We start from the raw sequence: 24,985 nt of genomic DNA on the forward strand, positions 1-24,985 counted from the left end.
GTATGCCATTGGTCAAAACGAATCCTTTACGTCTAGCGATCATAGTTCCTGTCAAAGACGAACAAGACAATATCGAGAATTTATATCGACAAGTTGATTTTCAACTATCTGCTGAAAGAGTATCGACGCTGCCGAACTTATTTTCTGCTTTAGAACATGATTTTTGGTTTATAGATGATGGATCAACAGACACTTCTTTATCTATCATTCAAAAATTAGCCGCCAAAGATAAACGCGTCCATTATGTCTCTTTTTCCCGCAATTTCGGCAAAGAAGCAGCCATTTACGCCGGTTTGAAATATGCTCAAGACTATGATTACTTGCTTTTGATGGATGCAGATCTTCAAGATCCGCCTGAAATGATTTTGAAAATGATCAAAAAATTGGTCACAGATAATTTGGATAGTGTCGCTGCGCAACGGATCGATCGTAAAGGCGAAAGGTGGCTTATCAGCGGTTTTTCGAAACTTTTTTATCGTTTGATATCTAAAATTTCATCAACTAAATTAGTCAGCGGAGCCCGCGATTTTAGAATAATGACTTCGCAAACGGCTAAAGCAGTACTTTCTTTGACCGAAAATCAACGTTTCTCCAAGGGGCTTTTCAGTTGGATCGGTTTTAAAACGGAGTATGTTTCCTACGCTAATTTCACTAGAAAAGCCGGACACAGCAAATGGGGCTTTTGGCGTCTGTTTAAATATGCAGTGACCGGGATCATTTCTTTTTCGACCATCCCCTTGAGTTTGGTCACTTCGCTTGGAATAATCACAACTATTCTGGCTTTGATCGGCGGCCTGTTTTTGATCGTCAGAAAGATCCTCGATCCAGCTGTGGCGATCGGCGGTTGGACGACGATCACTGTTATCATCACTTTTTTCGGCGGCCTGCAAATGTTTAGTTTAGGGGTAGTCGGCCGTTATATCGCTGCCATTTTTCTTGAAGTAAAACACCGGCCGATCTATTTAGTAAAAGAAAGCAAATGACAAGTTAAAGTTATAATCGATAGTATGATTACATTAAAAAGTGTTAACGAAATAAAAGAAATGAGCGACGCGGGTAAAGTCATGTCCGGAATGCATCATATGCTCCGCGGCCTGATCAAACCGGGTCTTGATACTTGGGATATCGAAGTAAAATGCCGTGCCTTTATCGAAGACCATGGTGCGATCGCTAGTCAGATCGGTTTTGAAGGTTTTAAATATGCGGTGACTGTTTCTGTTAATAATGAAGTTGCCCACGCTTTTCCACGCAAGGGACTTATTTTGCAAAATGGTGATCTGGTCAAAGTTGATTCGGTGATCGAAAAAAATCATGGTTTAGCCGACTCCGCTTGGACTTACCGCGTAGGTACGGTCAGCCCTGAGATCCAGCGTTTGTACGATGTTGCCCACAAAGCACTATACATAGGCATCGATCAGGCGGTTTTGGGCAACCGTATCGGTGATATCGGTGCTGCTATCGATCATTATGTTACTGATGAAAATCATTTTGGCAATGTGCGGGAATACATTGGCCACGGGATCGGACCTACTATGCACGAAGACCCGCAAGTACCTCATTTCGGTGTTGCTGGTCATGGACTGCGTTTAAAGCCGGGTATGACGATCACGATCGAGCCGATGGTCAATACTGGAACTTGGGAAGTCCAGACTGATTACGCTGGTGATGGCTGGACTGTTACGACCAAAGATGGCGGCTGGTCTGCACAATTTGAACATACTTTAGTCATAACTCATGATGGTCCCAAGATTTTAACGTCTCAGGATCCGGAGATCGATGACAAATATCTGATCAAGGATTGGAATACTTTTAAGATTTGATTTATTTTTTTGCCTTTTATTTCGTAAATTATTTTTAGGATCTCTAATATGAAAAAAGTTACGAAAATTTCAGTTCAAAAAAGAAAAGGCCGTTATAATTTAGAACTTGACGGTAAATTTGCTTTTGGTGTGTCTGAAATGACATTGATCAAATTCGGTTTGCAGAAAGGACAAGAACTTTCTCAGCAAAGGCTTCAGCAATTAAAAAAGTATGAAAAATTTGCTTCAGCCTTGTCAAAAGCGATCAATTACTTGTCGCATCATTTGCGAACTGAAAAAGAGATCAGAGATAAGCTCAGCAGCCAAGATTTTGAAAATGAGACGATCTTCAAGGCCATCGAACGTTTAAAAAAAGAGAATTATCTTAATGATCTTTTTTATGCTCAAAGTTATGTCTCGACTCAATCTAAATTGGCTGAACAGGGTCCGATCAAAATCGCTGGCAAATTAAAACTATTAGGGATCAAAGAAGACACCATCAAACAGGCTTTAGTTGAGTATGGCCGAGATGAACAAATACAAAGAGCAGCTGAGATTATCGATAAACTGAAAAAACATCTTTTGCGAGAACCGGTCGCAGTTCAAAAAAGAAAAATAAAGCAAAGGCTTTATGCTAAGGGGTTTTCTTTTGATTTGATAGATGAACTTTTAGATAAGACCGAGTTCATTGATGATCAGCAGGCTCAAATACATTCAGCTGAGAAATTATTGGATCGAATATGGGACAATTATGCGCGTTACGGGCGGCAAAGAAGCTACAAAGCGCGTTCTTATTTATATTCCAAGGGTTTTTCCATTGATATCATCGATAAATTGATAGGACAAAAGACAAATGAATGAAAAAGGGGATATTTTAAGCGAGAAAAATACTTTTCAGGGGGCTATTTTTGATGTTGTCGACCGCCAGATCAAAACACCGGACGGATTAACGGTTAGGCGGCAAGTAGTTTTGCACGGGGATGCAGTTGCTTTTATTGCGCCAGTCCATATCGATGATCAGTTAAAATTCGTGTTGGCTGCCGAATACCGTGCCGGTCCAAATGCAGAACGGATCAGTTTTCCGGCTGGTTTGATCAATGATGGCGAAGATCCGAAAACTGCCGCTTTAAGAGAAGCTGCTGAGGAAACAGGACTTCATTACGATTCGGCTGAAATCATTTATTTGATAAGTACAAGCGAAGGTTTCACCAACGAAAAAACTTACTTGATGCTTTTATCTGATCTAGCAGGTAAAGGAAATAAGAAATTCGATAAAGACGAATTCGTAAAAACTAAATTGATGACTTTTGATGAGCTGGAAGAGGCAATTTTGAAACATCAGATCACGACTGCACCGGCAATAATCGGCTACCAATGGTTAAAAATGCACCCCGAAATTCTCAAACAGCTTTAAGCGACTTTTGACTGTGCTAAAATTTAAACGAAGACGAAAATGTCTTGAGGTATCGGTTATGACTAAAGACGCAGCCCGTATTCCACGGGAAGGCGACTTTATCACGATCAAAAGTTACAAGCATGATGGTCATTTACATCGAACTTGGCGTGACACGATGGTTTTAAAGACCAGTGAAAATTCGATCATCGGTCTTAATGACCATACTTTGGTCACTGAAGATGATGGGCGTCGATGGGTGACCCATGAGCCGGCAGTACTTTATTTTCATAATAAATATTGGTTTAACGTCATTGCGATGATCAGAGCCGATGGGATCAGCTATTATTGCAATTTAGCCAGTCCTTACGTTATAGATAAAGAAGCATTAAAATATATTGATTACGATCTTGATGTCAAAGTCCTGACTAACGGGACCAAACATTTACTTGACGCTGATGAATATGTTGCTCATAGCAGTCTTTGGAATTATCCGCCGGAAATCGACGAGATACTTAAGGCCCATACCAAGATCTTGATCAATATGATCAACCAAGGTCGCGGACCTTTTTCTCAAGCATATATCGATTTATGGTATTCGCGTTATCTTAGCCTTGTAAAACAAAAAAAGTGATAAGTCGTTGGCGGAAAAACTTCCGCTTTTTCTTTTTTATTAAAATTAAACTGTTAAAATTTTAGCAAGGAGGGATTATGTCAGATTCTTTACCTCGCCAAGCTGCAGCTCACGTTGCCGAGCTGGCGAAATTACATTTTAGTGACCAGCAGCTGGACTTGTTGACCGGACAGCTAGCTAGCATTTTGGATTTGGTCGAAACTTTAAACGAAGTGGATACAGACGGAGTCGAACCGACCTACACGGCTTTGCCGAACAAAAATATTTTAAGAGAAGACAAGGCGATCAAGTCTGGGCAGAAGGACAAATTACTTGCTAATGCGCCGCAGACTCAAGATGGACAGATCAAGGTCCCAACGATCGTTAATGAGGAGAATTGATTGATGACTGATTTTTTTAAAGAAGATCTTTTTTCCCTGCATAAAAAATTAGTCGATAAGGAATTAACAGCTGAAGAACTTGCCCAAGAGGCTATCAAAAAAGCAAAAGCATCGCAGCAGGAACTAAATGCTTATATCACTATCGATGAAAAAGGTGCTGTGCAGGCAGCTAAAGAAGCGGATCAAAGGGGTATAGATCCGGATAATTTGTTTGATGGGCTGCCGATCGCCATTAAGGACAATATCGTTACTAATGGTTTGAAAACGACTGCCGCATCGCATATTCTTGATAATTTTGTACCGATCTATGATGCACATGTGATCGAAAAATTGCGTCAAACCGGAGCGATCATCATCGGCAAGACCAATATGGATGAATTTGCCATGGGCGGTTCTACTGAGACTTCTTATTTCGGCAAGACTTCTAATGCTTGGGATCACAGCAAAGTTCCTGGCGGATCTTCGGGTGGATCAGCCGCAGCAGTCGCTGCTGGATTGGTTCCCTTCGCGCTGGGTTCTGATACTGGCGGATCGATTCGCCAGCCGGCTGCTTTTAACGGCATTGTTGGTTTAAAACCAACTTACGGCCGTGTCTCCCGCTGGGGTTTGATCGCTTTTTCCTCTAGTTTGGATCAAATCGGAACCTTTACGCGAAAGGTAAAAGATAACGCTTTGCTGCTTAAAGCGATCGCCGGTAAAGATCAGGCCGACAATACCAGCAGCGATCGTCCTGTTCCCGACTTCACCAAGGGTATCGAAGAGGGCGTCAAGGGTTTGCGTATCGGCGTTCCCGAAGAGTATTTTGCTCAGGGCATCGATCAAAATATTAAAGATGTCGTTAAGGAAGCGATCTCTAAATTCGAAAAAATGGGTGCAAAGATCGATACTGTGTCATTGCCGCATTCCCGATATGGTATCGCTGCTTATTACATCTTAGCTTCTTCAGAAGCATCCTCTAACTTACAGCGTTTTGATGGCAACCGCTATGGTTTTGCCGCGACTGACCAGGTCAAAAGTCTTGAAGATCTGTATGTAAAAACTCGTTCTGAGGGTTTTGGCGATGAAGTAAAGCGCCGGATCATGTTAGGAACTTTTGCTTTGTCAGCCGGCTTTTACGATGCCTACTTTAAAAAAGCAGCGGAAGTCCGGACTTTGATCGTCAATGATTTCAATAAAGTCTTCGCTGATCATGATCTTATTTTAGGACCGACAACGACCAGTACAGCTTTTGATCTGGGCTCGGAAAATGACGATCCGGTCAAGATGTATATGAATGATCTGCTGACGATCCCAGTTAATTTAGCTGGATTGCCGGGTATGTCGATCAATGCTGGTTTTTCTGAAGGATTGCCGGTCGGTTTGCAAATAATCGGCAAGCCTTATGATGAAAGTACTATATATAAAGCCGCATTCGCTTTTGAACAAGAAACACAGCTTTACAAAAAAACACCGGAGGTGAATTGATAATGTCTAGTTTTGAAACGACGATCGGTTTGGAAGTCCACGTTGAACTGAAGACCGATTCTAAAGCTTTTTCGCCATCTCCGGTCAATTTTGGGGATGCAGCTAATGAAAATACCAACGTTATTGATTGGGGCTATCCGGGTGTTCTGCCAAGCGCCAACAAACGTGCTTTAGAGTTCGGCATGATGGCAGCTTTGGCTTTGAATGCCAAAATAACTCGTCATGTTCATTGGGATAGAAAAAATTACTTTTATCCTGATAATCCAAAAGCCTACCAAATAACTCAACAGCAGACGCCGATCGGCAGGGATGGTTATGTTGAGATCCGTTTGGACGATGGATCGACTAAGAAGATCGGTATCACTGAGCTGCACGTTGAGGAGGATGCCGGTAAAAATTCTCATGCTGCTAATGAAGGCTATTCGCTAGTCGACTTGAATCGTCAAGGAACACCTTTGGTCGAGATCGTTTCGGCACCTAATATATCCAGTCCGCAGGAAGCTTATCTTTATTTGGAAAAATTACGTCAATTGATCCAATTTACTGGTATTTCTGATGTCAAGATGCAGGAAGGATCGATGCGTGTCGATACGAATATTTCCGTACGCCCGATCGGTGCTAAGGAGTATGGGACCAAGGTCGAGATCAAAAACGTCAATTCTTTCCAGTACGTAAAAAATGCTTTGGCTTTTGAGGAAAAACGCCAGCAGCAAGTATTGCTTTCCGGCAAGAAGATCCGCCAGCAGACCAGGCGTTTTGATGAAGCAACGAATTCAACTATATTGATGCGCTTGAAAGAGGGCTCTGACGATTACCGTTATTTCCCAGAACCTGATCTGCCGCCGATCGAAGTTTCAGACGAATGGATCGATCAGGTCAGATCCCAATTACCGGAGGATGCTTGGAGCCGTATCGATCGTTATACCGGTCAATATGGTTTATCGCAGAATGATGCTAAGGTCTTGACCCAAACGCTTGAGATGGCTGATTTTTACGATCAAATGGTCGATCTGGGGGCTGATCCAAAAAGGTCAGCTAATTATTTGATCGGCGATGTTAATGCTTTTCTTAATGATACTCAATTAGATTTGCAGGACACAAAGATCACTCCTGAGAATTTGGCAGGATTAGTAAAATTGATCGAACAAGGTACGATTTCGACCAAGCAGGCTAAAAAGGTTTTCAATGCAATAACTGAAGGCCAGGAACCTAACGCTTATGTCAAAAGCCACGGACTGATCCAATTGTCAGATCCAAAGCAATTAACGCCTATCATCAGCGGTGTGCTTGATAATAACCAACAATCAGTTGATGATTTTAAAGGCGGAAAAGATCGCGCGATCGGTTATTTGACCGGCCAGGTCATGAAACAGACTCATGGCAACGCTAATCCAAAGGTCGTTCATAAGATCTTAGTTGAACAATTAAAGCAGCGCTGATTTAAAAATATTTTTATAAATGAAAAGAAGCTTGAGGGCTTCTTTTTCCTTTTGTACTGAAAAAATGACCGCTTGGACTAAAATCGTTTTCTCAATTATCTTTCCTAGATAAACTTATAGTTAATCAAACAGGTTAGGAGAAAACGATGAAAAAAGTGTTGAAATTTAATTTTGAAAACGAAGAAGATAATCTTAAAAAGGCAGAATATCGCCGATCGATGGTTCATAATAAACATCGTCGTTTTTATCATCTTGATTCTTTTGCCGGCAATCGGCCCGATTATCATTTTTGGAATTAAAAGTGATATTATTGTCCTAATTTTATTTTTAATGAGGATGAATAATGTCAGTACAAAGAGTCCAGAAATATTTCGAGCAATTTGACCTTTCTTCACGGATCCACGTTTTCACAAGTTTGACAGCCACAGTTCAGCAGGCGGCCGACACACTGGGCGTTTCTGCTGACCAGATAGCTAAAAGCCTTGCCTTTACGTTGAAGGACAAGGATATCGTGATCGTTACCAGCGGATTGAGCAAGGTTTCTAATCAAAAATTCAAACAGGTCTTCCAGCAGCGCCCGCAAATGGTCGGCCGCGATAAAGTAGAGGAAGTTACCGGATATCAGGCTGGAGCTGTTTGCCCTTTTGCTTTGAATTCCGGTATTGAAGTTTATTTAGATCGATCGTTGAAAAAATACGATCAAGTTTTCCCGGCTGCCGGGGATGTCAATGCAGCTATTCGGCTTTCGATATCTGAATTGGAAAAATATTCGCATCCGCAAAAATGGATCGACGTAGCAAAATAAAAAAAGACTGCAGCTGCAGTCTTTTTTATTATCTTTACCAACCGATTTTTCCGATACCTTCAGGAAGTTGAAAACTGCCATTTTCAGCCGCTGTAAAAGCGTCATCAAGAACATCTAGAGCATAGTCGAGCTGTTCTCTGGTTATTACCAAAGGCGGCTGGAAACGCAGGATGTTTCCTGCCAGGGTTATGATGACGACTCCATGAGCAAAGGCATAGTATATGATTTTGTTAGCCGTTTGCGGATCTGCTTCTTTAGTTTTTTGATCTTTGACTAATTCGATCCCGCCATTAAGTCCCCACATTCTTACATCGCCAATGCTTTTATGTTTCTTTTGCATATCCAAAAAACGTTGTTTGGCATATAGACCATCTCTGGCTGATTTTTCAACCAGGTGTTCGTCTTCTAAAACGCTGATCGTTGCTAAAGCAGCTGCAGTGCAGACGGGGTTGCCGGCGGTCGTGAAGATATGAGCTGGTGCATCCAGGCTCTGCATGATTTCTTTTTTACCGATAACAGCACTCAACGGCATTCCGGAAGCGATCGATTTGCCAACGGACATAAGATCGGGCTCGATATTGTCGTATTGTTGGATGCTCCACATTTTGCCGGTGCGGCCAAAACCTTGATTGACTTCATCTACGGCGAATAAAATACCATTTTCTTTACAGAATTTATAAACCAGCTGCATATACTCTTCAGGTGCTTTAACGATCCCGCCGTCTCCTTGGATCGGTTCTATCAAAACACAGGCGACTTCATCGGCCGGCAGGAAACTTTCAAAGGGACGTTTGAATTCCTTGAAGTAGCGCTGGCTTAATTGATGCTGATCTTCGTTAGGATATTTGCGATAGGGAACATGAACGACATCGGGCAGCATCGGTCCGATTTTTCTTGTCATATTCAAGCTCGTCCCGGAAAGTGTTTGCGAACCATAGGTCGATCCGTGGTAGGAACCCATATAGGAAACGATATACGGTCTGCCGGTGTAAGCGCGAGCAAACTTGATGATCCCGTCATTAGCATCAGAACCTGAATTACCGAAACTGACCATTTTCTCAGAATCTCCCGGAGCGATCTTTGCCAGTTTTTCAGCTAATTTCATAGCCGGTTCATGGTGAAAATATGCGGGCGTGTAATGGATCAGCTTTTGTGATTGTTCAGCGATCGCTTTGACGACCCTTTCATTGGTATGACCAACATTTATCGCTGAAGCACTAGCCAGCAGGTCGATATATTTGTTACCATCAACATCGAATAAAACAGCCCCGTGAGCGTGATCGATCACGAGATCGAAATAGTTTATACGAGCCGAGCGGGCAAGAAATTTATTTTCGTTTTTTACCATCTGTGAAGCTTTCTTAAGATCCATCGTTACTCCAATCTTTTAAATTAATAAGCACCCTTTATCCCAAAGACAAAGAGTGCTTAATTTTATTTATTCAATTTATTCAACATCTTCTTGGACATTGGTTTTTTCGACAGCGGCTTTTTCGGCCGGCTGTTTTTTATTCAAATAAGAATGGCGGATGCCGTATGAGAAATAAATGACCAAACCGAAGATAAACCAGCCCAGAGCATATACTTTAGCTTCAATATCAAGACCCCAGAATACCGCTAAAGCGCCGATAAATGCCAATAACGGCATGACTGGGTACAAAGGCATTTTGAAAGCCGGTTGAGCAATGTCTTTACCTTCTCTTCTCCTCAAAGCGTAGATACCTAACGAGACGAACATAAAGGCGATCAAAGTTCCAGCTGAAACTAATTGAGAAAGAACGCTGAAGGGGAAGAAGGCACCCACGACGATACCAACGACCGTCAACGTAGTTTGGGCATGGCTAGGCAGCTTTCTTTTGTTCAATTTGCCTAACCACTTAGGCAGCATACCATCACGGCCAAATGAATAGATCAAACGTGATCCGGCCAGCATCATACCGATCAAAGCAGTGAACATACCGACGATCGCCACTGACTGGACTATCGCAGCAATAACTCCGTGTCCGCTGTGGCGCAAAGCCCAGCCGACCGGTTCAGCATTATTGGTGTAGGCAGTGTATTTGAACATGCCGACCAAAACCAATGAAACACTGACAAACAATACTACGGCTATCAACAAAGATCCTAAGATACCGCGCGGCATCGTTTTCTTCGGATCTTTGGCTTCGGCCGAATTAGCGGCGATAGAATCAAACCCTATATATGATAAGAAGATCATCGACACACCGGCGTAAATACCTTGCCAGCCGCCGAAAGGAGCGCCATTAACGATTCGGTATTTAGGAATAAAGGGAACATAGTTGCTAAAGTGGATGGCAGTCGCACCAACGGCGATAAAAAGCAAAATGACCAAGACTTTTAACAGCACCAAAATGTTTTGCGCTTTAGCGGCAGTTGAAGCCCCGCGGCTCAATAAGGCGCTGATGATCAGTATGGAAACAGCTGCGATAATATCGACAAAACCGCCTTTGCTGCCCAAAGGACTCGCTAAGAATGTCGGCAGCGAAAAGCCAAGAGGCGCTAATAGTCCGCGCAGATTAGCAGAGATGCCGGAGGCAACGAAAGCAACGGCAATAAAATATTCGGCTAGAAGCGCCCAACCGGCGATCCAGCCGAAGAACTCTCCAAAAATAACATTTATCCAGGAATAAGCAGAGCCTGCAAATGGCATCGCTGATGCCATTTCAGCATAAGCGAAGGCAACTAATCCGGCAACGATCGCAGCTACCAAAAAAGAAATGGCAACGGCCGGACCGGCATGGGATGCAGCAACGACCCCGGGAAGGGTGAAAATAGCTGTGGAAACGATGGTGCCGACACCCAAGGCCAAAAAGTCTTTCACTCCTAAAACCTTTTGCAGATGAGCATCTTTATCCAGATAAACTTTAGGATCTTCTTTTCTAACTAGTTTTTTTAAAAAATTCATGTGTTTTTCCTTAAGCTAAGATTTAATTATTGTAACAAATGATCAAATTGTTGCGCTTATTTAACCATTTCTGCAATTTTCTTTTCTTGCTCTTGGTTTTGTTTACGGTACTTGCGCATCATTTCAGCTAAATGAACTTCATGGGTAACAAATTCGTGTGTCCGGCAAACATAGTCGTTTTCCCGGCCTAATTTAGCGATATAGCCGTTTATATAGTCGACTTCTGTTGGGCGGCCTTTCGAAAAGTCTTGGTACATAGAAGGGTAATGATATTTGTATTGATGGCTGACAGTGATGACCGATTCTACTTCGGCTTGCCGTGTTGTGATCATTTTGATACCGGCGCGGTCGCAAGCGTCGAAAGCTTCGTCAAAAAGTTGTTTGGCCATGTCTTTAACGCCGGGGTATTCAACGAATTGGCCCATCTGGATCTCAAACATGGTACAAAGAGTATTGACAACGGCATTAAAAACAACTTTAGCCATGCACATCCCCATATAATCATCAGCAAAGACAGGACCGAGCCCGGCTTTTTTGAAATCAGCTCCGATCGCTTTTACTGTTTGGTCGGCTGCTTTTCCATTGTAAGTGGCATAGTGCATTTGTTCGCTTCCCTTGGCACCCATGAAATCAACATTGGCAGGCCCGTCCATTCGTGTAGCGATCATGGCTGTGCCGCAAACGATCTGGTCTTTAGGAAAATATTCGGCGATCTTTTCAAAATGACCCATTCCGTTCATTGCAGAAAATACGTATTGATCTTGATGGAATATTCCAGCCTTGCTGCATCTTTCCATCGTTTCTTGCAACTTCATCTGCTTTAAAAATACGATCCAAACATCAGGGTGGCCCTTATAATTTTCTGGATAGTAAACATTTACAGGGATAACTCGACGATTTTGGTGATCTCTGGCAACAGAGACACCTCCCTGCTGGTGAGCTTTTTCAACGTTTTCTTCCCATGTATCGACGAAATCGACTTTAGCCCCGGTATTTTCCTGCAGCATGACCCCGTAACGGTATCCCATTGCTCCTGCACCTAAAACTGCGTAGTTCATAATAATTTTCTCCTTATCTTTTCATCAACATTCGATCTGGCACTTTTAAGTTAAAATAAAAGGCCTCATTTTCGAAAATGGGGCCTTCTCTGAGATTTCTTTGGTCTCGCCCCACTTCCGATTAAAACGAAATAGGACTCGAACCAATTATTGTTGGAGTCCTCTTGTCATAGTAGTAGGGCGATAATGACCGCTGCAATTTTTTTATTTTGCTTGCTTTTATATGACATCTTAGACTCCTTTCTTTAATGGTTATTTGTAATTGTAGCACTGAAAATTTTTTTTGGGAGATTTTTTTGATAATTATTTTACAAAGAAGTTCTGCCAGGCATGATTAACTGAACTATTGTTCCTTGTCCAAGGAAAGACTTTTGCGACACCAAGCAGGTGTTTGCGTTCTACGAAGCCGAAATATCGGCTATCCTCGGACACGGAGCGGTTGTCTCCTAAGACAAAATAGTTATTTTTGGGCACACGGCTGGCACGTCCATCAGCCCAATGGGAATCCCCGGCCACAAAACTGGATCTTGGCGATGATAAATAAGATAGATCCCAATTACCGGTGCCGCTGGTACGATTCAAACTGGTAATGTAATTCTGATTTACTCGGCGGCCGTTAACGTAAAGATTGCCGTTAGCTGCCGATACTCGATCGCCTGGCAACCCGATCACTCTTTTGACATAGTAGCGATCTCCGGGACGAATACCAGGGTCTTCTTGCCGTGCATCGAAGACGATGACCGAACCGCGGCGGACCGGTGCTTGTTGGAGAGTCCAAACGCGCTGTCCATTATGCAGATTATTCAACATCGAATCTCCTGATACACCAACCGGCGCGACCAAATAGCTTCTGATCAAAAAAGCCGCTATCAGTCCTATCAGGATCGGAATGATCCAGGAAAATATATTTTTGATTTTCTTCATTTTAGCTCCTTGAAAGCATGAATACTGATTGTCTATAAGTATATATGACTTTATTTTTGAGACAAAGCAACAATTTCATTTTAGAATGAAAAGGATGATCAAAAGCAATAGTTCAGCCGCAAAGTTAAATCCTTTAGAAAAATTAACTAATGAACAGGAAAAATTAGTCGAGCAGATCGAAAGATTTGTCAAAAAGCATCTGGAAAATGATAATCCGGCTGTTTTTGTCCTTTTCGGCGATGCCGGGACCGGAAAAAGTTATTTACTGAATCATTTGTTTTTCCGCTTTCAAAGCAAACAGCGCCAAGAAGGCGATCCTTTAGCAGGGCGGCACAATTATTTTCTTGTCAATCATCCGGAGCTTTTAAAAGTTTATCGAGGTATTGCCGGCCAGTATCAGCAGCTTTTGAAAAAAGACTTCCAACGGCCTACCAGTTTTATCAATCGTTCTAAGAAAAGCGGTCAAAAAGCCGATCTGGTCGTTATCGATGAAGCACATTTATTGTTATCGAAGCCTGATCCTTATAACAATTTTTACGGGGAAGATCAGTTATCAGAGATAATCAAATTATCTAAAGTTTTGGTTATCGTTTTCGATCAAAAACAAATAATCAAGACTAAAGATTATTGGACCAAAGAAAGTCTTTTAAAATTGATTTCGCCCTATCCAAAACAGATAGTTGAATTGAAACAGCAATATCGCATGCAGGCTGGTCCACAGCTGATCAAATGGATCAACGATCTGACCAGCCGGCGGGTCGTCGGCGCCATTCAAGCTGATTTTCGGCGTGATTTCGATTTTAGGATCTTTGCAGATGCTGAACAGATGCGCAAACTGATCTATAAGAGAAACCAGCAGGTCGGCCTTTGCCGGATCGTTTCGACGACCGGCTACCCATCTATTTTGGATGGCAAAAAACATTATATCCGCGAAGGGGATTTCTGCATGCCTTGGGATCAATATAATTATCGTTCCTTGCCCTGGGCCGAGATTCCGGAGACGATCGATCAGGTCGGGTCTGTTTATACTTGCCAAGGTTTTGATCTTAATTATGTCGGTTTGATCTTAGGCCCGCCGATCTTGTTGAAAGACAAAGATAAAATTGCTGTTGATTTAGATAAAGTGACTAATAAAGAACCCTTTCAAAAAAGAGCCGATCTAAAAGACGGTCCCGCCTTCATTAAAGCTAAAGAGGATCTTGTTTTGAATACAGTCAATATTTTGATGAAGAGAGGCATGAAGGGTCTTTATATTTATGCTCACGATCCTGATCTGCGCCGCCTGCTTTACCAGAAATATGCTCAAGTTTTTGAAAAATCAGATGTTTGAAATAAATTTATTGAGATTCTTTTTTAATATAGTAAGAGAAAAATTGTTGTTGTCTTTTTTGTTTATTTTATAGATAGCCTGTCCATTTTTGATAAAAATTATTTGTTCTTTATTTCCTTTTTTCAAAATGACTTTGTCGACAACGACTCGCTGTTTTTTACCATCGCAGTTCAACTGTCTTGTTCTTTGCTGGACTTTTGATATCGTTGATAAAGATGATAATTGGCCGCTTTGTTGAGAACTTGGATCAGGATTCGGCGCAGAGATAAAAAAGAAAAAAAGCCCGATCGCAGCGAAAGCAATAATGAATCTCTTAAATTTTTTTAGGTCGACCATCACTTTTTCCTTTCTTTTTCTTTTAAACTATACAATATTTTTTACTTTATAATTGTAAGTTATTAAAGTAATTATAAGGCAAACGAAAGGAGCTCTTATGATAATTTCTTTTATTGGTAGCGGGCAGGTCGGCAGGACACTTGGCGACTTGTTTGCTAAAGCGGGACATAAAGTGATCTTAACTAACAGCCGCGGCAAAAAAAGTTTGGAGAGAACTGTGATCACTTTAGGCGAAAACGTTTTTGCCGGTGACCAAAGCGATGTCAGAAAAAGCGATCTGGTCGTTTTGGCAACACCCTTTTACGCGATCGAAGAATTAGACCCGTCCCTTTTAGAAGGCAAAATAGTCGTTGATGCTACGAACTATTTCCCAGACCGCGATGGTAAAAACGATCAGCTGATTTCAAGGAAAACCGCTTCTTCACGGTTCGTTTCTGATCATTTTAAAAATGCTCGGGTCGTCAAAGCCTTCAATATTTTGTCAGTAGCCGGATTATCTTCTTTGATAAGCTTTGAAGATGATTCCAAGCGAAAAGTTTTTCCGTTGGCCGGAGATGATGTTCAGGCTAAAAAGATCGTTAGCGATTTGATCGAACAGATCGGTTTTGCTGCCTATGATGTCGGCAGCTTGGATGATAGTCTGCTTTTTCAGTCGGATTCACCGCTCTTTTTGTTCAGCGGGACCTTAGATGAATGGAAAAGACGATCGGCTTCTTGATAGGAGTTTGTGATTTTTTTATTTTTTGCTTGCTAAAGGCTTCATAGATGATTAATCTTATAGTTAATTAAATCGATGACTATCGTTTTGATAGTTAAAGGTGGTTTTTAAGGGGGCTTATTTTGGTCAATGATTTTCCACAAGCATTAACGATCGCCGGTTCAGACAGTGACGGCAGCGCTGGCGTGCAGGCCGATCTGCACAGTTTTTTTCAAAGGCATGTTTATGGTGCTTCGGTCCTGACGGCATGTGTTGCGGGAAACAGCTACGGCATCCATGATTCAGTCAATTTGCCGATATCATTTATCAATAACGAATTCAAGAGTTTGGCTGACGATTATAAGATCGGTGCAAGTAAAACAGGCATGCTTTCCGACTCTGAATTAGTTGATGCAGTCGTTGAAAATTATAAAAAATATGATTTCGGTCCGCTAGTCGTCGATCCAGTCATCACGACTAAGCACGGCAACATGTTATTGGAACAAAGTGCATATCAGACTTTGAGAGATCACTTGATACCTTTGGCTGCTGTGATCACACCAAATTTTTTTGAAGCACAAAAACTAGCAGAAATGGATATAAAAAGTGAAAATGATATGGTGACCGCGGCCCAGCGTTTAAAAAAATTAGGGGCTAAAAATATCATTATTAAAGGCAGCCATAGTGATCCGAAACAAAAAAAGGTATCCGATTATGTCCTGCTGGAATCCGGGGATGATTTTTGGCTGACTGGTGATTTTTATGATACAGAACGAAAAAATGGTACCGGCGACAGCCTGTCGGCGGTGATCACCGCGGAATTAGCCAAAAATAATAGTGTTGAAGATGCAATTCGTGTCGCTAAAAAATTTGTCGATCAAGCGATCGCCAGTCAAATACCGGTCGGCCATAAATTCGGTCCGATCAATCATTGGGCGCCTGAAATTTGATCCGTACTATTTTTGCTCTTGGAACAGTATCCAAGAGTTTTTTTGTCTGAAACAAAACAGAAAAAATATGGAAAATCGAAATTATTTTTCGAAAACTAACCAATGTAAGCGCTTTTATTTTATAATGTATTTGTTCATGAGAAACAGTTATTTTTAGGAGGTGGAATCATGAACAATAACCAGTCAGCTTCTTTAAGGGATAGGATATCTGCTGCGACAGGGAAATTCGCTGGATCCCGCTTTGTCCGTGCGATCATGGATGCCGGATATAGTGTTATTTCCTTCTCTATCATTGGTGCGATTTTCCTGATCCTGACAGTTTTGCCGCAAGCCTTCCCGATTCCCGGGTTTGCATCTTTATATGCTGATACTCTTGGCCGATTCACCAACCTTTTTCAGGTCGTTTATAATTCGACGATGGGTATTTTAGCATTAGTTTTTGCTGGGACTTTTACCTATTCATATACAAAAATTTATCACGATGAAGAACACATCAATGTTGTTCCTATGAACGCTGTGATGATGTTCTTGATGGCATTTTTCATCACTGTACCTCAGCTGGTATGGCGCAATGGTTCAGTCCAGTTCGTGCAGTCTTTGAAAGCCAATAACATTATCGGCGGCGGTTACGCTGTTTCAGCTTCTGGGATAACCAGGATCGCAGCCATCGGTATTTTCACCGGTTTGATCGTTTCTTGGATCACTGTTCAGATCTATCGTTTTACTATCAAGCACAATTGGCAGATAAAAATGCCGGCTTCAGTTCCGTCCGGAGTTGCTAACTCGTTCAGTGCTTTGATCCCAGGATTCTGTGTTGCCTTTGTAATAACTCTTTTCAACTTCATATTGGTCATGCTCGGCACAGACATCTTCAGGGTACTTTACATTCCATTTTCATTTGTCAGCAATATTGCTAACACCTGGTGGGGATTTTTGATCATCATCTTCCTGATCCATTTTCTCTGGTGGTTCGGTATTCACGGTGCTACGATCATGAGCTCATTTTACACACCGATCGTATTGGCTAATATGGCTGCCAATGTCAAAGGTTCCACTTATTTCTTTGCCGGCGATCCAATGAATGCTTTTGTTATCATCGGCGGTTCCGGTGCTACTTTGGGTATGGCTATTTGGCTGGCCTTCAGGTCGCGTTCTGCTCAGTTAAAGGAGATCGGAAGAGTCGAGATCGTACCGGCGATTTTCAATATTAATGAACCGATCCTCTTTGGTCTGCCGATCGTTTATAATGTCAACTTGCTGATACCGTTTATTTTCGCTCCCATTGCTTCTGGAATCGTTGGCTATACGGCTATTGGTCTGCATTTGGTACCGAAGATCATCTTGCAGCAGCCTTGGCCGACACCAGTCGGACTCAGCGGATTTATCGCTACGGCCAGTTGGCAGGGCGCAGTTCTTTCGGTAGTTTGCGCACTTGTCGGCTTTGTCGTTTGGTATCCGTTTATCAAGCACTATGATAATGTTTTGCTGAGAAACGAAAGAAAAGCATCTGCAGCTGAAAAATAAGAAAAAACTCTTCTTGTAAGACGCCCAAAAGGCGCCTTTTTTTGTTTTAAAAAATCATCTCAGCTTTAATTGAATTATTATTGAATTATAAAAAAAGGAGCAGATCTAATGGCTAAAAATGAGGATGTAAAAAAAGGTGTTATTTTTTCTGCCGGTGAAAAAAATGAAGCTTACGCTAAATATTTCGTCGGTCAGAGTTTTCTTAAAAATCTGGTTAGCGATCCGGCCGTTAATGTCGGTGTCGGCAACGTAACTTTTGAACCAGGATGTCGTAATAATTGGCATATCCACCATGATGGCTATCAAATACTTCTTGTGACCGGTGGTGAAGGCTGGTATCAAGAAGAAGGCCAAAAGGCACGCAAACTTCATCCCGGGGATGTTGTTGTCACACATGACGGCATCAAACACTGGCACGGTGCTACTAAAGACAGCTGGTTTTCACATATCGCGATCACTGCAGGCAAACCGGAATGGCTGGAAGCTGTGACCGATGAGGAATATTCTAAATTGGAGGATCGGTAAAATGGCAAAAAAACAGACGGCGGGGCATGAGGCATTTGGGGATTTTGCACCTAAGTTCGCTGAATTGAATGATGATGTATTGTTTGGCCAAGTCTGGTCGCGAGAAGATAAATTATCGGCAAGAGATAGAAGCATGATAACTTGTTCGGCTTTGATGGCTCAAGGGCTTTTCCCGCAGCTGGAAGCGCATATGAAGATCGCCAAACAAAACGGTGTGACTAAAGATGAGATGGTAGAGCTTATAACCCAGCTGGCTTTTTATTCCGGCTGGCCAAAAGCTTGGTCGGCCTTGGCAATAGCTAAAAAGATTTTTACGGATTAAATTAAAAAAATATCAAAGGGAGCAATATTGGGTGCGAAATTTTTTGATTATTTTGATTTGCGGTTTTATCGGCGGCGGCATCAGAGAATTGATCGAGCTGTCTTTTGCCAGCCCTATTCATTTGGCAACTTTATTTATTAATCTTTTTGGAGCCCTTTTGATGGGACTGACTTATGGCTTGATCAGGGCCGTTGACAAGGATATGACGATTTTTTCATTAGTCTGCGGGACAGGTTTAGTCGGCAGTTTTACAACTTTTTCGACCTTTATCTCAGAAATAAACGATTTGGCCGGATTTGATTTGATTTATGCAATTATTTATTTGCTGGCATCAGTATTTTTGGGTATCTTGGCTTTGCTATCAGGTATCAGGATCGCTGGGTCTTTGTATCGTGCTGCTTGAATTGGTCTTTATTTCGGCTTTGGGCAGTGCTGTGGGCGCCGAGGCTCGGTATTTTATCGCTCGAAAAGCGCTTTTTAAAAATATTTTCGACTTTTCTTTGGCGACTCTTTTTATAAATATTTTCGGATCTTTTTGTTTGGGAATTGTTATCAGTCTGCATTTAACTCTTTTTTGGCAAACTTTTTTAGGCAGCGGAATCGTCGGCGGGTTTACAACTTTTTCGACCTTTATCTTAGAAACGGTCAATCTGTTTCAGCGAAAAAACAAGTCTTATTCAATAGCTTATTTAGTCGCGACACTTTTAATTTCAATTGCGGCTTTTTGTTTAGGCAGGTCGATATAGGTGTTTATGAAAAGCAAACAAAAACCGCCGGTTTGGAGACTAGCGGTTTTTTAAAATTGGCTGGCGTCGCTTAACTTTTTAAAGTCTTCGTCGCTCAATTTGATTTGTGCAGCAGCCACGTTTTCTGTTAGATGCTTGATCGATTTGGTTCCTGGGATCGGCAAGATATTTGGCGAGCGTTTTAATAACCAGGCCAAGGCTATCTGAGCCGGTGCCGCTTGATATTTTTTAGCGATTTTGTCTAAGATACCGCCAGCTTGAGCTAATCTGCCAGTATTCAAAGGAAACCAGGGGACAAAAGCGATCCCATGAGCAGCGGTGTATTCCAAAACATCTTCGTCACGGCGGTTAGCCAGATTGTAAAGATTTTCGACGGCATCGATCTTGGCGTATTTTTCAGCCTCTTGGATCTGTTTAACAGTTACTTGGCTTAAACCTAAATGCCTGATCTTGCCCTCATCCTGCATTCTTTTCAGTTCGGTCATTTGTTCGGCCAAAGAAAAATGACTGTCGACTCGATGCAAGAATAAAAGGTCTTCATGATCGATACCAAATTTAAAAAGCGATAGTTCTACTTCTTGCCGCAAAAAACCCGGTTCGCCATGGGGTGTCCACTTATCAGGTCCTTGTCTTGTATGGCCGACCTTGTCTGAGATAAAGATCTGATCACGGTTGGCAGCATCCTTCAGTCCTTGGGCAAGATAGTCGTCAGCGAACCAAGGCCCGTATTAATCAGCTGTATCGAAAAAATCAACACCTAATTCAACTGCTTTTTTAACGACCTTAACAGCGTTTTCAGGATCAGCGGGCGGCCCCCAAACTCCGGGTCCGGTTAATTGCATCGTTCCATAACCAAGCCGATTGATGACAAAATGATTATCAAATTTGTAGGTACCGGCTTCACTAGCGTTTATTTCAGCCATAAAATCCTCCTTGCTCTAATTTTAAATCAAGCACTTACTTTTGTTTAGAAGAAATTTAGAAAGAAAAAAAGCTGATAATCGTATAAAATTTAAATAATGATAATAAATGATGCAAATTTAGTTATATCTGCCGTTTCTAAAAAACAATATCCTAATGATGGTCTACCGGAAATCGCTTTTGTCGGCCGCTCTAATGTCGGCAAATCGTCTTTGATCAATACGATCCTGGACCGCAAGAATTTAGCTCATACCAGCGGTCAGCCCGGTAAAACTCAGACTTTGAATTTTTATCGGCTTGACAAGAAACTTTTTTTCGTTGATGTGCCAGGATATGGTTTTGCCAAGGTAAGCAAGAAAAAGCGGGAAGAGTTTGGCCAGATGGTCGAAGAATATTTAAGCAGCCGTCCTTTGCTGAAAGGTGTCGTTAGCTTGATCGATGCTCGGCACCAGCCGACTGCTGACGATAAATTGATGTATGACTGGCTTAATTATTATCAGATCCCCTTGATCGTTGTGGCGACTAAAGCCGACAAGATAGCACGCGGCAAGTTCAATGCTGCTGAATCAGAAATCAAAAAATTTTTGAAATTCAAAAGCGAAAATGATTTTTTGTTTTTCTCTGCAGTCGAAAAAACAGGTGTTGATGAACTTTGGCAGTGGATCCTTCAAAAGGCTGATTTAAAATAGACACGAATTTTTTTTATTTAATATAGTCCAATGATCAGCCGATAATCATGTATAATGGCTTCAAGAGCAATGTCCATGGATTCAAAACAAACAAATAATACTGACCGCTCGGTCGATGAAATGTTAAAGCGCAAGTCGCAAGTCGTTCGTTCGCGTATGACTTATGAGACCAATAAAAAACGGCATAAAAGCCGTTTTGATTACTTGACGATCACGATGGCTTTACTGATGGCCGCGATTACCGTGATCGCTATTCTGATAAGTTTAGTCGGTATTTAAGACCACTGTTCCCACAGTTTAACGATCGCTTGTGTGCCCAGATCGCCTAAGTTTTTTTCTTCAGCTAATTCGGCATACGATTTTTCTGCTAATTCAGCAGCAGGCAGCTTCAAGTTCATCTTTTTTGCTTCGTCCAAAGCGATCCTTAGGTCTTTAAGGATGTGTTTTGCGTAAAATCCCGGTTTGAAATCACCTTTCAAAACTCTAGGAGCATAATTATCCATCGACCAGTTATCAGCACCGCCGGCAGATAAAGTATCCAGCGTTTCCTGCAGATCAAGTCCCGCACTTTTTGCGTAGGTCATCCATTCTGCCATGCCGAGCATAGTGGCGGCGATCATGATTTGGTTGGCCATCTTAGCGTGTTGGCCTTTTCCAGCGGGACCAAAGTAGTTAACTTTTTTGCTGATCTGATCGAATAAAGGCAACGATGTTTCATAGGCTTTTTTATCGCCGCCGACCATGATGGTTAATTTGCCATCGCGGGCACCAACGTCGCCGCCAGATACTGGCGCATCAAGGACGGCAATATTTTTTTCTTGGCCTTTTTTCGCTATTTTTTCGGCTAAAGTTGGAGTCGAAGTCGTCATATCGATCAAGATCTGGCCTGTTTTTGCTTGCTTAAAAATGCCTTTTTCGCCAAAGTATATTTCTTCTACATCCCGCGGGTAGCCGACCATCGTGAACACGAACTCTTTGTTCTTGACAGCTTCCTCTGGTGAATCGGCCCAAACGGCTCCTTGGTCTAATACTCTTTGTGCATGAGCTTTCGTACGATTATAAACAGTTACCTGATTTCCTTTTTTGAGAAAATTATTAATGATACCAGTGCCCATGACACCAGTCCCGATAAAAGCGATTTTCATATTTCCTCCTCTGAATCAGTTTTACGATTTAATTTTAGATCTTTTTGTTCAGCTTGTTTTTTATGGGAAATAGTGTATTATTAAATCAATCAGTTATGAAAAATAATTTTGTAAACAACATAGCATGGTGGTGGCTCGTTTAGGCGGGCTTATTGTTGTGCTGTTCTGGCCCGCTGACATTGGCGGGTTTTCTTTTCGCTTTTTTCTAGTGAGACCCGCTGACATTGGCGGGTTTTTCTTTGCTGATTTACTGAATTAGTTAGTTTTTAAGGAGAAAAGTGATGAAGAAAATTTATGGAGTCATCGTTGTTATCGCAGCTTTTTTGGCCTTTGCTTTTTATCAAGCCAGTCGGCCGAAAACGCAGAGTGCCAGCGGCCAAAACCAGACCGCGGTTAAAAAACAGGTCAAGGTCGGTATTTTGCAACTGGTTACACATCCTGCACTTGATCAGATCCATCGCGGTGTCGTGGCCGGCCTTAAAGAAGAAGGTTTTAAAAGCGGCAAAAATTTAAAGATCGATTATCAAAATGCACAAGGCGATCAATCGAACCTTCAAACTATGTCATCTAAATTCAATGATGAAAATGATGATCTGACAGTTGGGATCGCTACTCCGGCTGCTCAAGCTTTAGCCAAGGCGGCAAATGGCAAAACACCTGTTATTTTGGCAGGTATCACTGACCCGGTCGGCGGCCGATTGGTCAAATCTAATCAACGTCCCGGCGGCAATATCACTGGTACATCCGGCGAATCACCGTTGAGCCAGCAGCTCAATATCATCAAGCAGATAGTTCCTTCTGCCAAGAAACTTGGAATAATCTATACGACCTCTGATCATGGCGGTACTTACAATGCGAAAAAAATGCAGCGTTTGGCACAAAAGGCCGGCTATCAGGTAAAAATGTATACGATTTCCAGCACTAATGATATGCAGACGATCGCAGGTCAAATGGTAAATTCCGTTCAAGCTGTTTATGCACCTCAGGACAACGGTGTCGCAAGTGCTATGAAGACCTTGGCAGATGTTGCCAATAAAGCCGGAGTTCCGGTCATTCCGGCAGCTGATACGATGGTCAAAGACGGCGGCCTGGCCACTTTGGCAGTCAGTCAATATCAATTAGGCCGGCAGTCGGGTATAATGGCGGGAAAAGTTTTAAAGGGAAAGAAAACCTCTAATTATCCGATCGCTTTTGTCGATAAAGGCTTTATTTCAGTAAATACTGGGGAAGCCAAGACTTTGGGCATAAAATTGCCGGCTTCACTTTTAAAGCAAGCTAAAAAGAATGGAGAAGTATTTAAATGAATCTGATCGTTTCAGCTATTAGCCAAGGATTGCTTTGGTCGATCCTTGGTATTGCTTTGTTTTTAACTTTTAGGATCTTGAACTTTCCCGATATGACTGTTGAAGGAACTTTCCCGCTTGGAGCAGCCACCGCTGTTACTCTGATTGCTAATGGAACAGATCCCTTTTTGGCCAGTTTGCTGGCATTCGCGGTCGGCATGGCTGCTGGTGCAGTTACCGCTTTTCTATATACGATCGGCAAGATCCCGATCCTGTTAGCTGGAATATTAGTCATGACAGCCTGTCTTTCGGTAAATCTCCGAATCATGGGTTCAGCCAATGTTTCGCTGCTTGGACGGACAACGATATTTTCGCCGTTATCGCAATTGCCAAAATACTTTGATGGTATCGTTATTGGCCTGATCAGTGTGACTTTGGTGACTTTACTATTGATATTCTTTCTTCAAACGGAATTGGGCCAAGCCTTTATTGTTACAGGCGATAATCCGATCATGGCCCGTTCGATCGGTATCAATACCTCTAAAATGACAGCCCTGGGTTTGATGATCTCTAATGGTCTGGTCGCTTTGGGCGGTGCTCTTATTGCTCAGAACAACGGATATGCTGATATAAATATGGGCATTGGTATCATCGTTGTCGCCTTGGCTTCGATCATCATCGGTGAAGTTGTCTTTGGTCAGCTGACTATGAACCAGCGGCTGGCAGCGATCACGATCGGTTCGATCATATATCGTTTTGTGCTGCTGATCGTTTTGCAGCTGGGCTTTTCGACTAATGATCTTAACTTGTTGTCCTCGCTGCTTTTGGCGATTTGCTTGATGCTGCCGAGATTACAGAAGTTTTTTCATTTTCAAAAATTGGTTAAAAGGAGTTTGAACGATAATAATGACTGAAGCTGTTTTATCTCTAAAAAATATTTCTGTTGTTGTCAATAAGACTCAAAATAATCAGACTGAAATTTTAAAAGGTCTTGATTTGGATATCTATAAAGGAGACTTTATTACAGTCATAGGTGCCAACGGGGCTGGTAAATCCACTTTTTTCAATGTGATCGCCGGTACTCAAGCGGTCGATTCCGGTCAGATAATCCATAATGGCAAAAATATAAATCAGTTATCGGCAGAAAAACGGACTTCTTTTTTGAGCCGAGTTTTTCAAGACCCGAAAATGGGTACCAGTCCGCGCATGACAGTTGCGGAAAATCTATTATTGGCAGAAAAACGGGGCCAAAAACGGCGGTTGCGCTCGCGCAACTTGAAAAGCCGGTTATCTTTTTTTAAACAGCAGACCCAGCTTATGGGAAACGGTTTGGATCAACGCTTGCAAACACCGACGGAAAATCTATCCGGCGGCCAGCGGCAGACTTTAAGTTTCTTGATGGCTACGATCAAACGCCCTGATCTGCTGTTGCTGGACGAGCATACTGCCGCTTTGGATCCTAAAACAAGTGCTGATTTGATGGAACAGACTGCAAAAAGAGTTACAGATGATCAGCTGACTTGTTTGATGATAACCCATAGGATGGATGATGCCTTGCGCTATGGCAATCGTCTGATAGTGATCGATGATGGAAGGATAATCAAAGATTTCGATCAAGCTAAGAAAGAAAAATTAACTCGAAGTAATCTTGACACCTTTTTTGCCTGATCGATGATATTTTTTAAAAAGCTGTTT

At 42.1% G+C, this 24,985-nt stretch carries 29 protein-coding genes and 1 pseudogene; 23 read left to right on the plus strand and 7 right to left on the minus strand.

Annotated features, from left to right (window positions below):
- Positions 1-2 precede the first annotated feature (2 nt).
- From ACKP2L_RS01165 to ACKP2L_RS01210, 10 genes are all read left to right on the plus strand, one after another.
- Positions 3-983: a glycosyltransferase family 2 protein gene (locus ACKP2L_RS01165; RefSeq protein ID WP_439425561.1), complete on the plus strand. Its 981-nt coding sequence runs from the start codon at positions 3-5 to the stop codon at positions 981-983.
- Between the two features lie 24 nt (positions 984-1,007).
- Positions 1,008-1,820, plus strand: coding sequence for a type I methionyl aminopeptidase (gene map / locus ACKP2L_RS01170; protein ID WP_439425562.1), 813 nt, complete (start codon positions 1,008-1,010; stop codon positions 1,818-1,820).
- A gap of 48 nt (positions 1,821-1,868) precedes the next feature.
- A complete protein-coding gene (locus tag ACKP2L_RS01175; protein WP_439425563.1) occupies positions 1,869-2,660 on the plus strand; it encodes a RecX family transcriptional regulator in 792 nt (263 codons plus the stop codon).
- Positions 2,653-3,213, plus strand: coding sequence for an NUDIX hydrolase (locus ACKP2L_RS01180; RefSeq protein ID WP_439425564.1), 561 nt, complete (start codon positions 2,653-2,655; stop codon positions 3,211-3,213). The genes ACKP2L_RS01175 and ACKP2L_RS01180 overlap by 8 nt, the downstream gene beginning before the upstream one ends.
- Positions 3,214-3,271: 58 nt before the next feature.
- Positions 3,272-3,826, plus strand: a complete 555-nt coding sequence (locus tag ACKP2L_RS01185) for a DUF402 domain-containing protein (protein WP_439425565.1) — start codon at positions 3,272-3,274, stop codon at positions 3,824-3,826.
- A 77-nt stretch (positions 3,827-3,903) separates the two neighbouring features.
- The gene (gatC, locus tag ACKP2L_RS01190) at positions 3,904-4,206 is read left to right on the plus strand and encodes an Asp-tRNA(Asn)/Glu-tRNA(Gln) amidotransferase subunit GatC (protein WP_439425566.1); all 303 of its coding nucleotides are present in this window, start codon (positions 3,904-3,906) and stop codon (positions 4,204-4,206) included.
- Positions 4,207-4,209: 3 nt separating this feature from the next.
- The gene (gene gatA, locus ACKP2L_RS01195; protein WP_439425567.1) at positions 4,210-5,670 is read left to right on the plus strand and encodes an Asp-tRNA(Asn)/Glu-tRNA(Gln) amidotransferase subunit GatA; all 1,461 of its coding nucleotides are present in this window, start codon (positions 4,210-4,212) and stop codon (positions 5,668-5,670) included.
- 2 nt (positions 5,671-5,672) lie between these two features.
- Positions 5,673-7,109 (plus strand): Asp-tRNA(Asn)/Glu-tRNA(Gln) amidotransferase subunit GatB, encoded by a 1,437-nt coding sequence (gene gatB, locus ACKP2L_RS01200; RefSeq protein WP_439425568.1) that lies wholly within the window; start codon positions 5,673-5,675, stop codon positions 7,107-7,109.
- A gap of 146 nt (positions 7,110-7,255) precedes the next feature.
- Positions 7,256-7,408, plus strand: coding sequence for a hypothetical protein (locus tag ACKP2L_RS01205; RefSeq protein ID WP_439425569.1), 153 nt, complete (start codon positions 7,256-7,258; stop codon positions 7,406-7,408).
- Positions 7,409-7,452: 44 nt separating this feature from the next.
- Positions 7,453-7,914, plus strand: coding sequence for a YbaK/EbsC family protein (locus ACKP2L_RS01210; protein WP_439425570.1), 462 nt, complete (start codon positions 7,453-7,455; stop codon positions 7,912-7,914).
- Between the two features lie 34 nt (positions 7,915-7,948).
- Here ACKP2L_RS01210 and ACKP2L_RS01215 read toward each other — a convergent pair whose 3' ends face one another.
- From ACKP2L_RS01215 to lepB, 4 genes are all read right to left on the minus strand, one after another.
- Positions 7,949-9,286 (minus strand): aspartate aminotransferase family protein, encoded by a 1,338-nt coding sequence (locus ACKP2L_RS01215; protein ID WP_439425571.1) that lies wholly within the window; start codon positions 9,284-9,286, stop codon positions 7,949-7,951.
- 75 nt (positions 9,287-9,361) lie between these two features.
- Positions 9,362-10,840, minus strand: coding sequence for an APC family permease (locus ACKP2L_RS01220; protein WP_439425572.1), 1,479 nt, complete (start codon positions 10,838-10,840; stop codon positions 9,362-9,364).
- A gap of 56 nt (positions 10,841-10,896) precedes the next feature.
- A complete protein-coding gene (locus ACKP2L_RS01225) occupies positions 10,897-11,898 on the minus strand; it encodes a ketopantoate reductase family protein (protein ID WP_439425573.1) in 1,002 nt (333 codons plus the stop codon).
- Between the two features lie 303 nt (positions 11,899-12,201).
- On the minus strand, positions 12,202-12,822 hold the full coding sequence (gene lepB, locus ACKP2L_RS01230) for a signal peptidase I (RefSeq protein ID WP_439425574.1): 621 nt from the start codon (positions 12,820-12,822) through the stop codon (positions 12,202-12,204).
- A gap of 94 nt (positions 12,823-12,916) precedes the next feature.
- On the opposite strand from lepB, the gene ACKP2L_RS01235 reads away from it, so the two are divergent.
- A complete protein-coding gene (locus ACKP2L_RS01235) occupies positions 12,917-14,152 on the plus strand; it encodes a DUF2075 domain-containing protein (protein ID WP_439425575.1) in 1,236 nt (411 codons plus the stop codon).
- Here the strand turns inward: ACKP2L_RS01235 and ACKP2L_RS01240 are convergent.
- Positions 14,141-14,488 (minus strand): hypothetical protein, encoded by a 348-nt coding sequence (locus tag ACKP2L_RS01240; RefSeq protein WP_439425576.1) that lies wholly within the window; start codon positions 14,486-14,488, stop codon positions 14,141-14,143. The genes ACKP2L_RS01235 and ACKP2L_RS01240 overlap by 12 nt on opposite strands.
- A 97-nt stretch (positions 14,489-14,585) precedes the next feature.
- Between ACKP2L_RS01240 and ACKP2L_RS01245 the strand changes: the two genes are divergently transcribed.
- The 7 genes from ACKP2L_RS01245 to ACKP2L_RS01275 all read left to right on the plus strand — a co-directional run bounded on the left by ACKP2L_RS01245 (position 14,586) and on the right by ACKP2L_RS01275 (position 19,252).
- Positions 14,586-15,206 carry an NADPH-dependent F420 reductase gene (locus ACKP2L_RS01245; protein ID WP_439425577.1) on the plus strand — a complete coding sequence of 207 codons (621 nt, stop codon included), beginning with the start codon at positions 14,586-14,588 and terminating at the stop codon, positions 15,204-15,206.
- A 122-nt stretch (positions 15,207-15,328) separates the two neighbouring features.
- Positions 15,329-16,135: a bifunctional hydroxymethylpyrimidine kinase/phosphomethylpyrimidine kinase gene (gene thiD, locus ACKP2L_RS01250; protein WP_439425578.1), complete on the plus strand. Its 807-nt coding sequence runs from the start codon at positions 15,329-15,331 to the stop codon at positions 16,133-16,135.
- A 168-nt stretch (positions 16,136-16,303) separates the two neighbouring features.
- Positions 16,304-17,659, plus strand: coding sequence for a PTS cellobiose transporter subunit IIC (gene celB / locus ACKP2L_RS01255; RefSeq protein ID WP_439425579.1), 1,356 nt, complete (start codon positions 16,304-16,306; stop codon positions 17,657-17,659).
- A 108-nt stretch (positions 17,660-17,767) separates the two neighbouring features.
- Positions 17,768-18,184 carry a cupin domain-containing protein gene (locus ACKP2L_RS01260; protein WP_439425580.1) on the plus strand — a complete coding sequence of 139 codons (417 nt, stop codon included), beginning with the start codon at positions 17,768-17,770 and terminating at the stop codon, positions 18,182-18,184.
- A gap of 1 nt (position 18,185) precedes the next feature.
- A complete protein-coding gene (locus tag ACKP2L_RS01265) occupies positions 18,186-18,506 on the plus strand; it encodes a carboxymuconolactone decarboxylase family protein (protein ID WP_439425581.1) in 321 nt (106 codons plus the stop codon).
- A 31-nt stretch (positions 18,507-18,537) separates the two neighbouring features.
- Positions 18,538-18,909, plus strand: a complete 372-nt coding sequence (locus ACKP2L_RS01270) for a fluoride efflux transporter FluC (protein ID WP_439425582.1) — start codon at positions 18,538-18,540, stop codon at positions 18,907-18,909.
- Positions 18,899-19,252: a fluoride efflux transporter FluC gene (locus tag ACKP2L_RS01275; protein ID WP_439425583.1), complete on the plus strand. Its 354-nt coding sequence runs from the start codon at positions 18,899-18,901 to the stop codon at positions 19,250-19,252. Before ACKP2L_RS01270 ends, ACKP2L_RS01275 begins: the two co-directional genes overlap by 11 nt.
- 50 nt (positions 19,253-19,302) lie before the next feature.
- Here ACKP2L_RS01275 and ACKP2L_RS01280 read toward each other — a convergent pair.
- Positions 19,303-20,175 (minus strand): annotated as a pseudogene (locus ACKP2L_RS01280) (aldo/keto reductase).
- A gap of 96 nt (positions 20,176-20,271) precedes the next feature.
- Between ACKP2L_RS01280 and yihA the strand changes: the two are divergent.
- Positions 20,272-20,862, plus strand: a complete 591-nt coding sequence (yihA, locus tag ACKP2L_RS01285) for a ribosome biogenesis GTP-binding protein YihA/YsxC (protein WP_439425584.1) — start codon at positions 20,272-20,274, stop codon at positions 20,860-20,862.
- A 75-nt stretch (positions 20,863-20,937) separates the two neighbouring features.
- The gene (locus ACKP2L_RS01290) at positions 20,938-21,141 is read left to right on the plus strand and encodes a DUF4044 domain-containing protein (protein ID WP_439425585.1); all 204 of its coding nucleotides are present in this window, start codon (positions 20,938-20,940) and stop codon (positions 21,139-21,141) included.
- Here the strand turns inward: ACKP2L_RS01290 and ACKP2L_RS01295 are convergent.
- On the minus strand, positions 21,138-22,007 hold the full coding sequence (locus ACKP2L_RS01295; RefSeq protein ID WP_439425586.1) for an NAD(P)-dependent oxidoreductase: 870 nt from the start codon (positions 22,005-22,007) through the stop codon (positions 21,138-21,140). The genes ACKP2L_RS01290 and ACKP2L_RS01295 overlap by 4 nt on opposite strands.
- A gap of 278 nt (positions 22,008-22,285) precedes the next feature.
- Here ACKP2L_RS01295 and trpX point away from each other — a divergent pair, with 278 nt between their 5' ends.
- From trpX to ACKP2L_RS01310, 3 genes are read left to right on the plus strand one after another with little or no spacing between them, the layout of a single operon-like run.
- A complete protein-coding gene (gene trpX, locus ACKP2L_RS01300) occupies positions 22,286-23,311 on the plus strand; it encodes a tryptophan ABC transporter substrate-binding protein (protein ID WP_439425587.1) in 1,026 nt (341 codons plus the stop codon).
- Positions 23,308-24,204: an ABC transporter permease gene (locus ACKP2L_RS01305; protein ID WP_439425588.1), complete on the plus strand. Its 897-nt coding sequence runs from the start codon at positions 23,308-23,310 to the stop codon at positions 24,202-24,204. Before trpX ends, ACKP2L_RS01305 begins: the two co-directional genes overlap by 4 nt.
- Positions 24,197-24,958 carry an ABC transporter ATP-binding protein gene (locus ACKP2L_RS01310; protein WP_439425589.1) on the plus strand — a complete coding sequence of 254 codons (762 nt, stop codon included), beginning with the start codon at positions 24,197-24,199 and terminating at the stop codon, positions 24,956-24,958. The genes ACKP2L_RS01305 and ACKP2L_RS01310 overlap by 8 nt, the downstream gene beginning before the upstream one ends.
- Positions 24,959-24,985: the final 27 nt, after the last annotated feature.

Source organism: Oenococcus alcoholitolerans (assembly GCF_051852995.1).
GTDB classification, from domain to species: domain Bacteria; phylum Bacillota; class Bacilli; order Lactobacillales; family Lactobacillaceae; genus Oenococcus; species Oenococcus alcoholitolerans.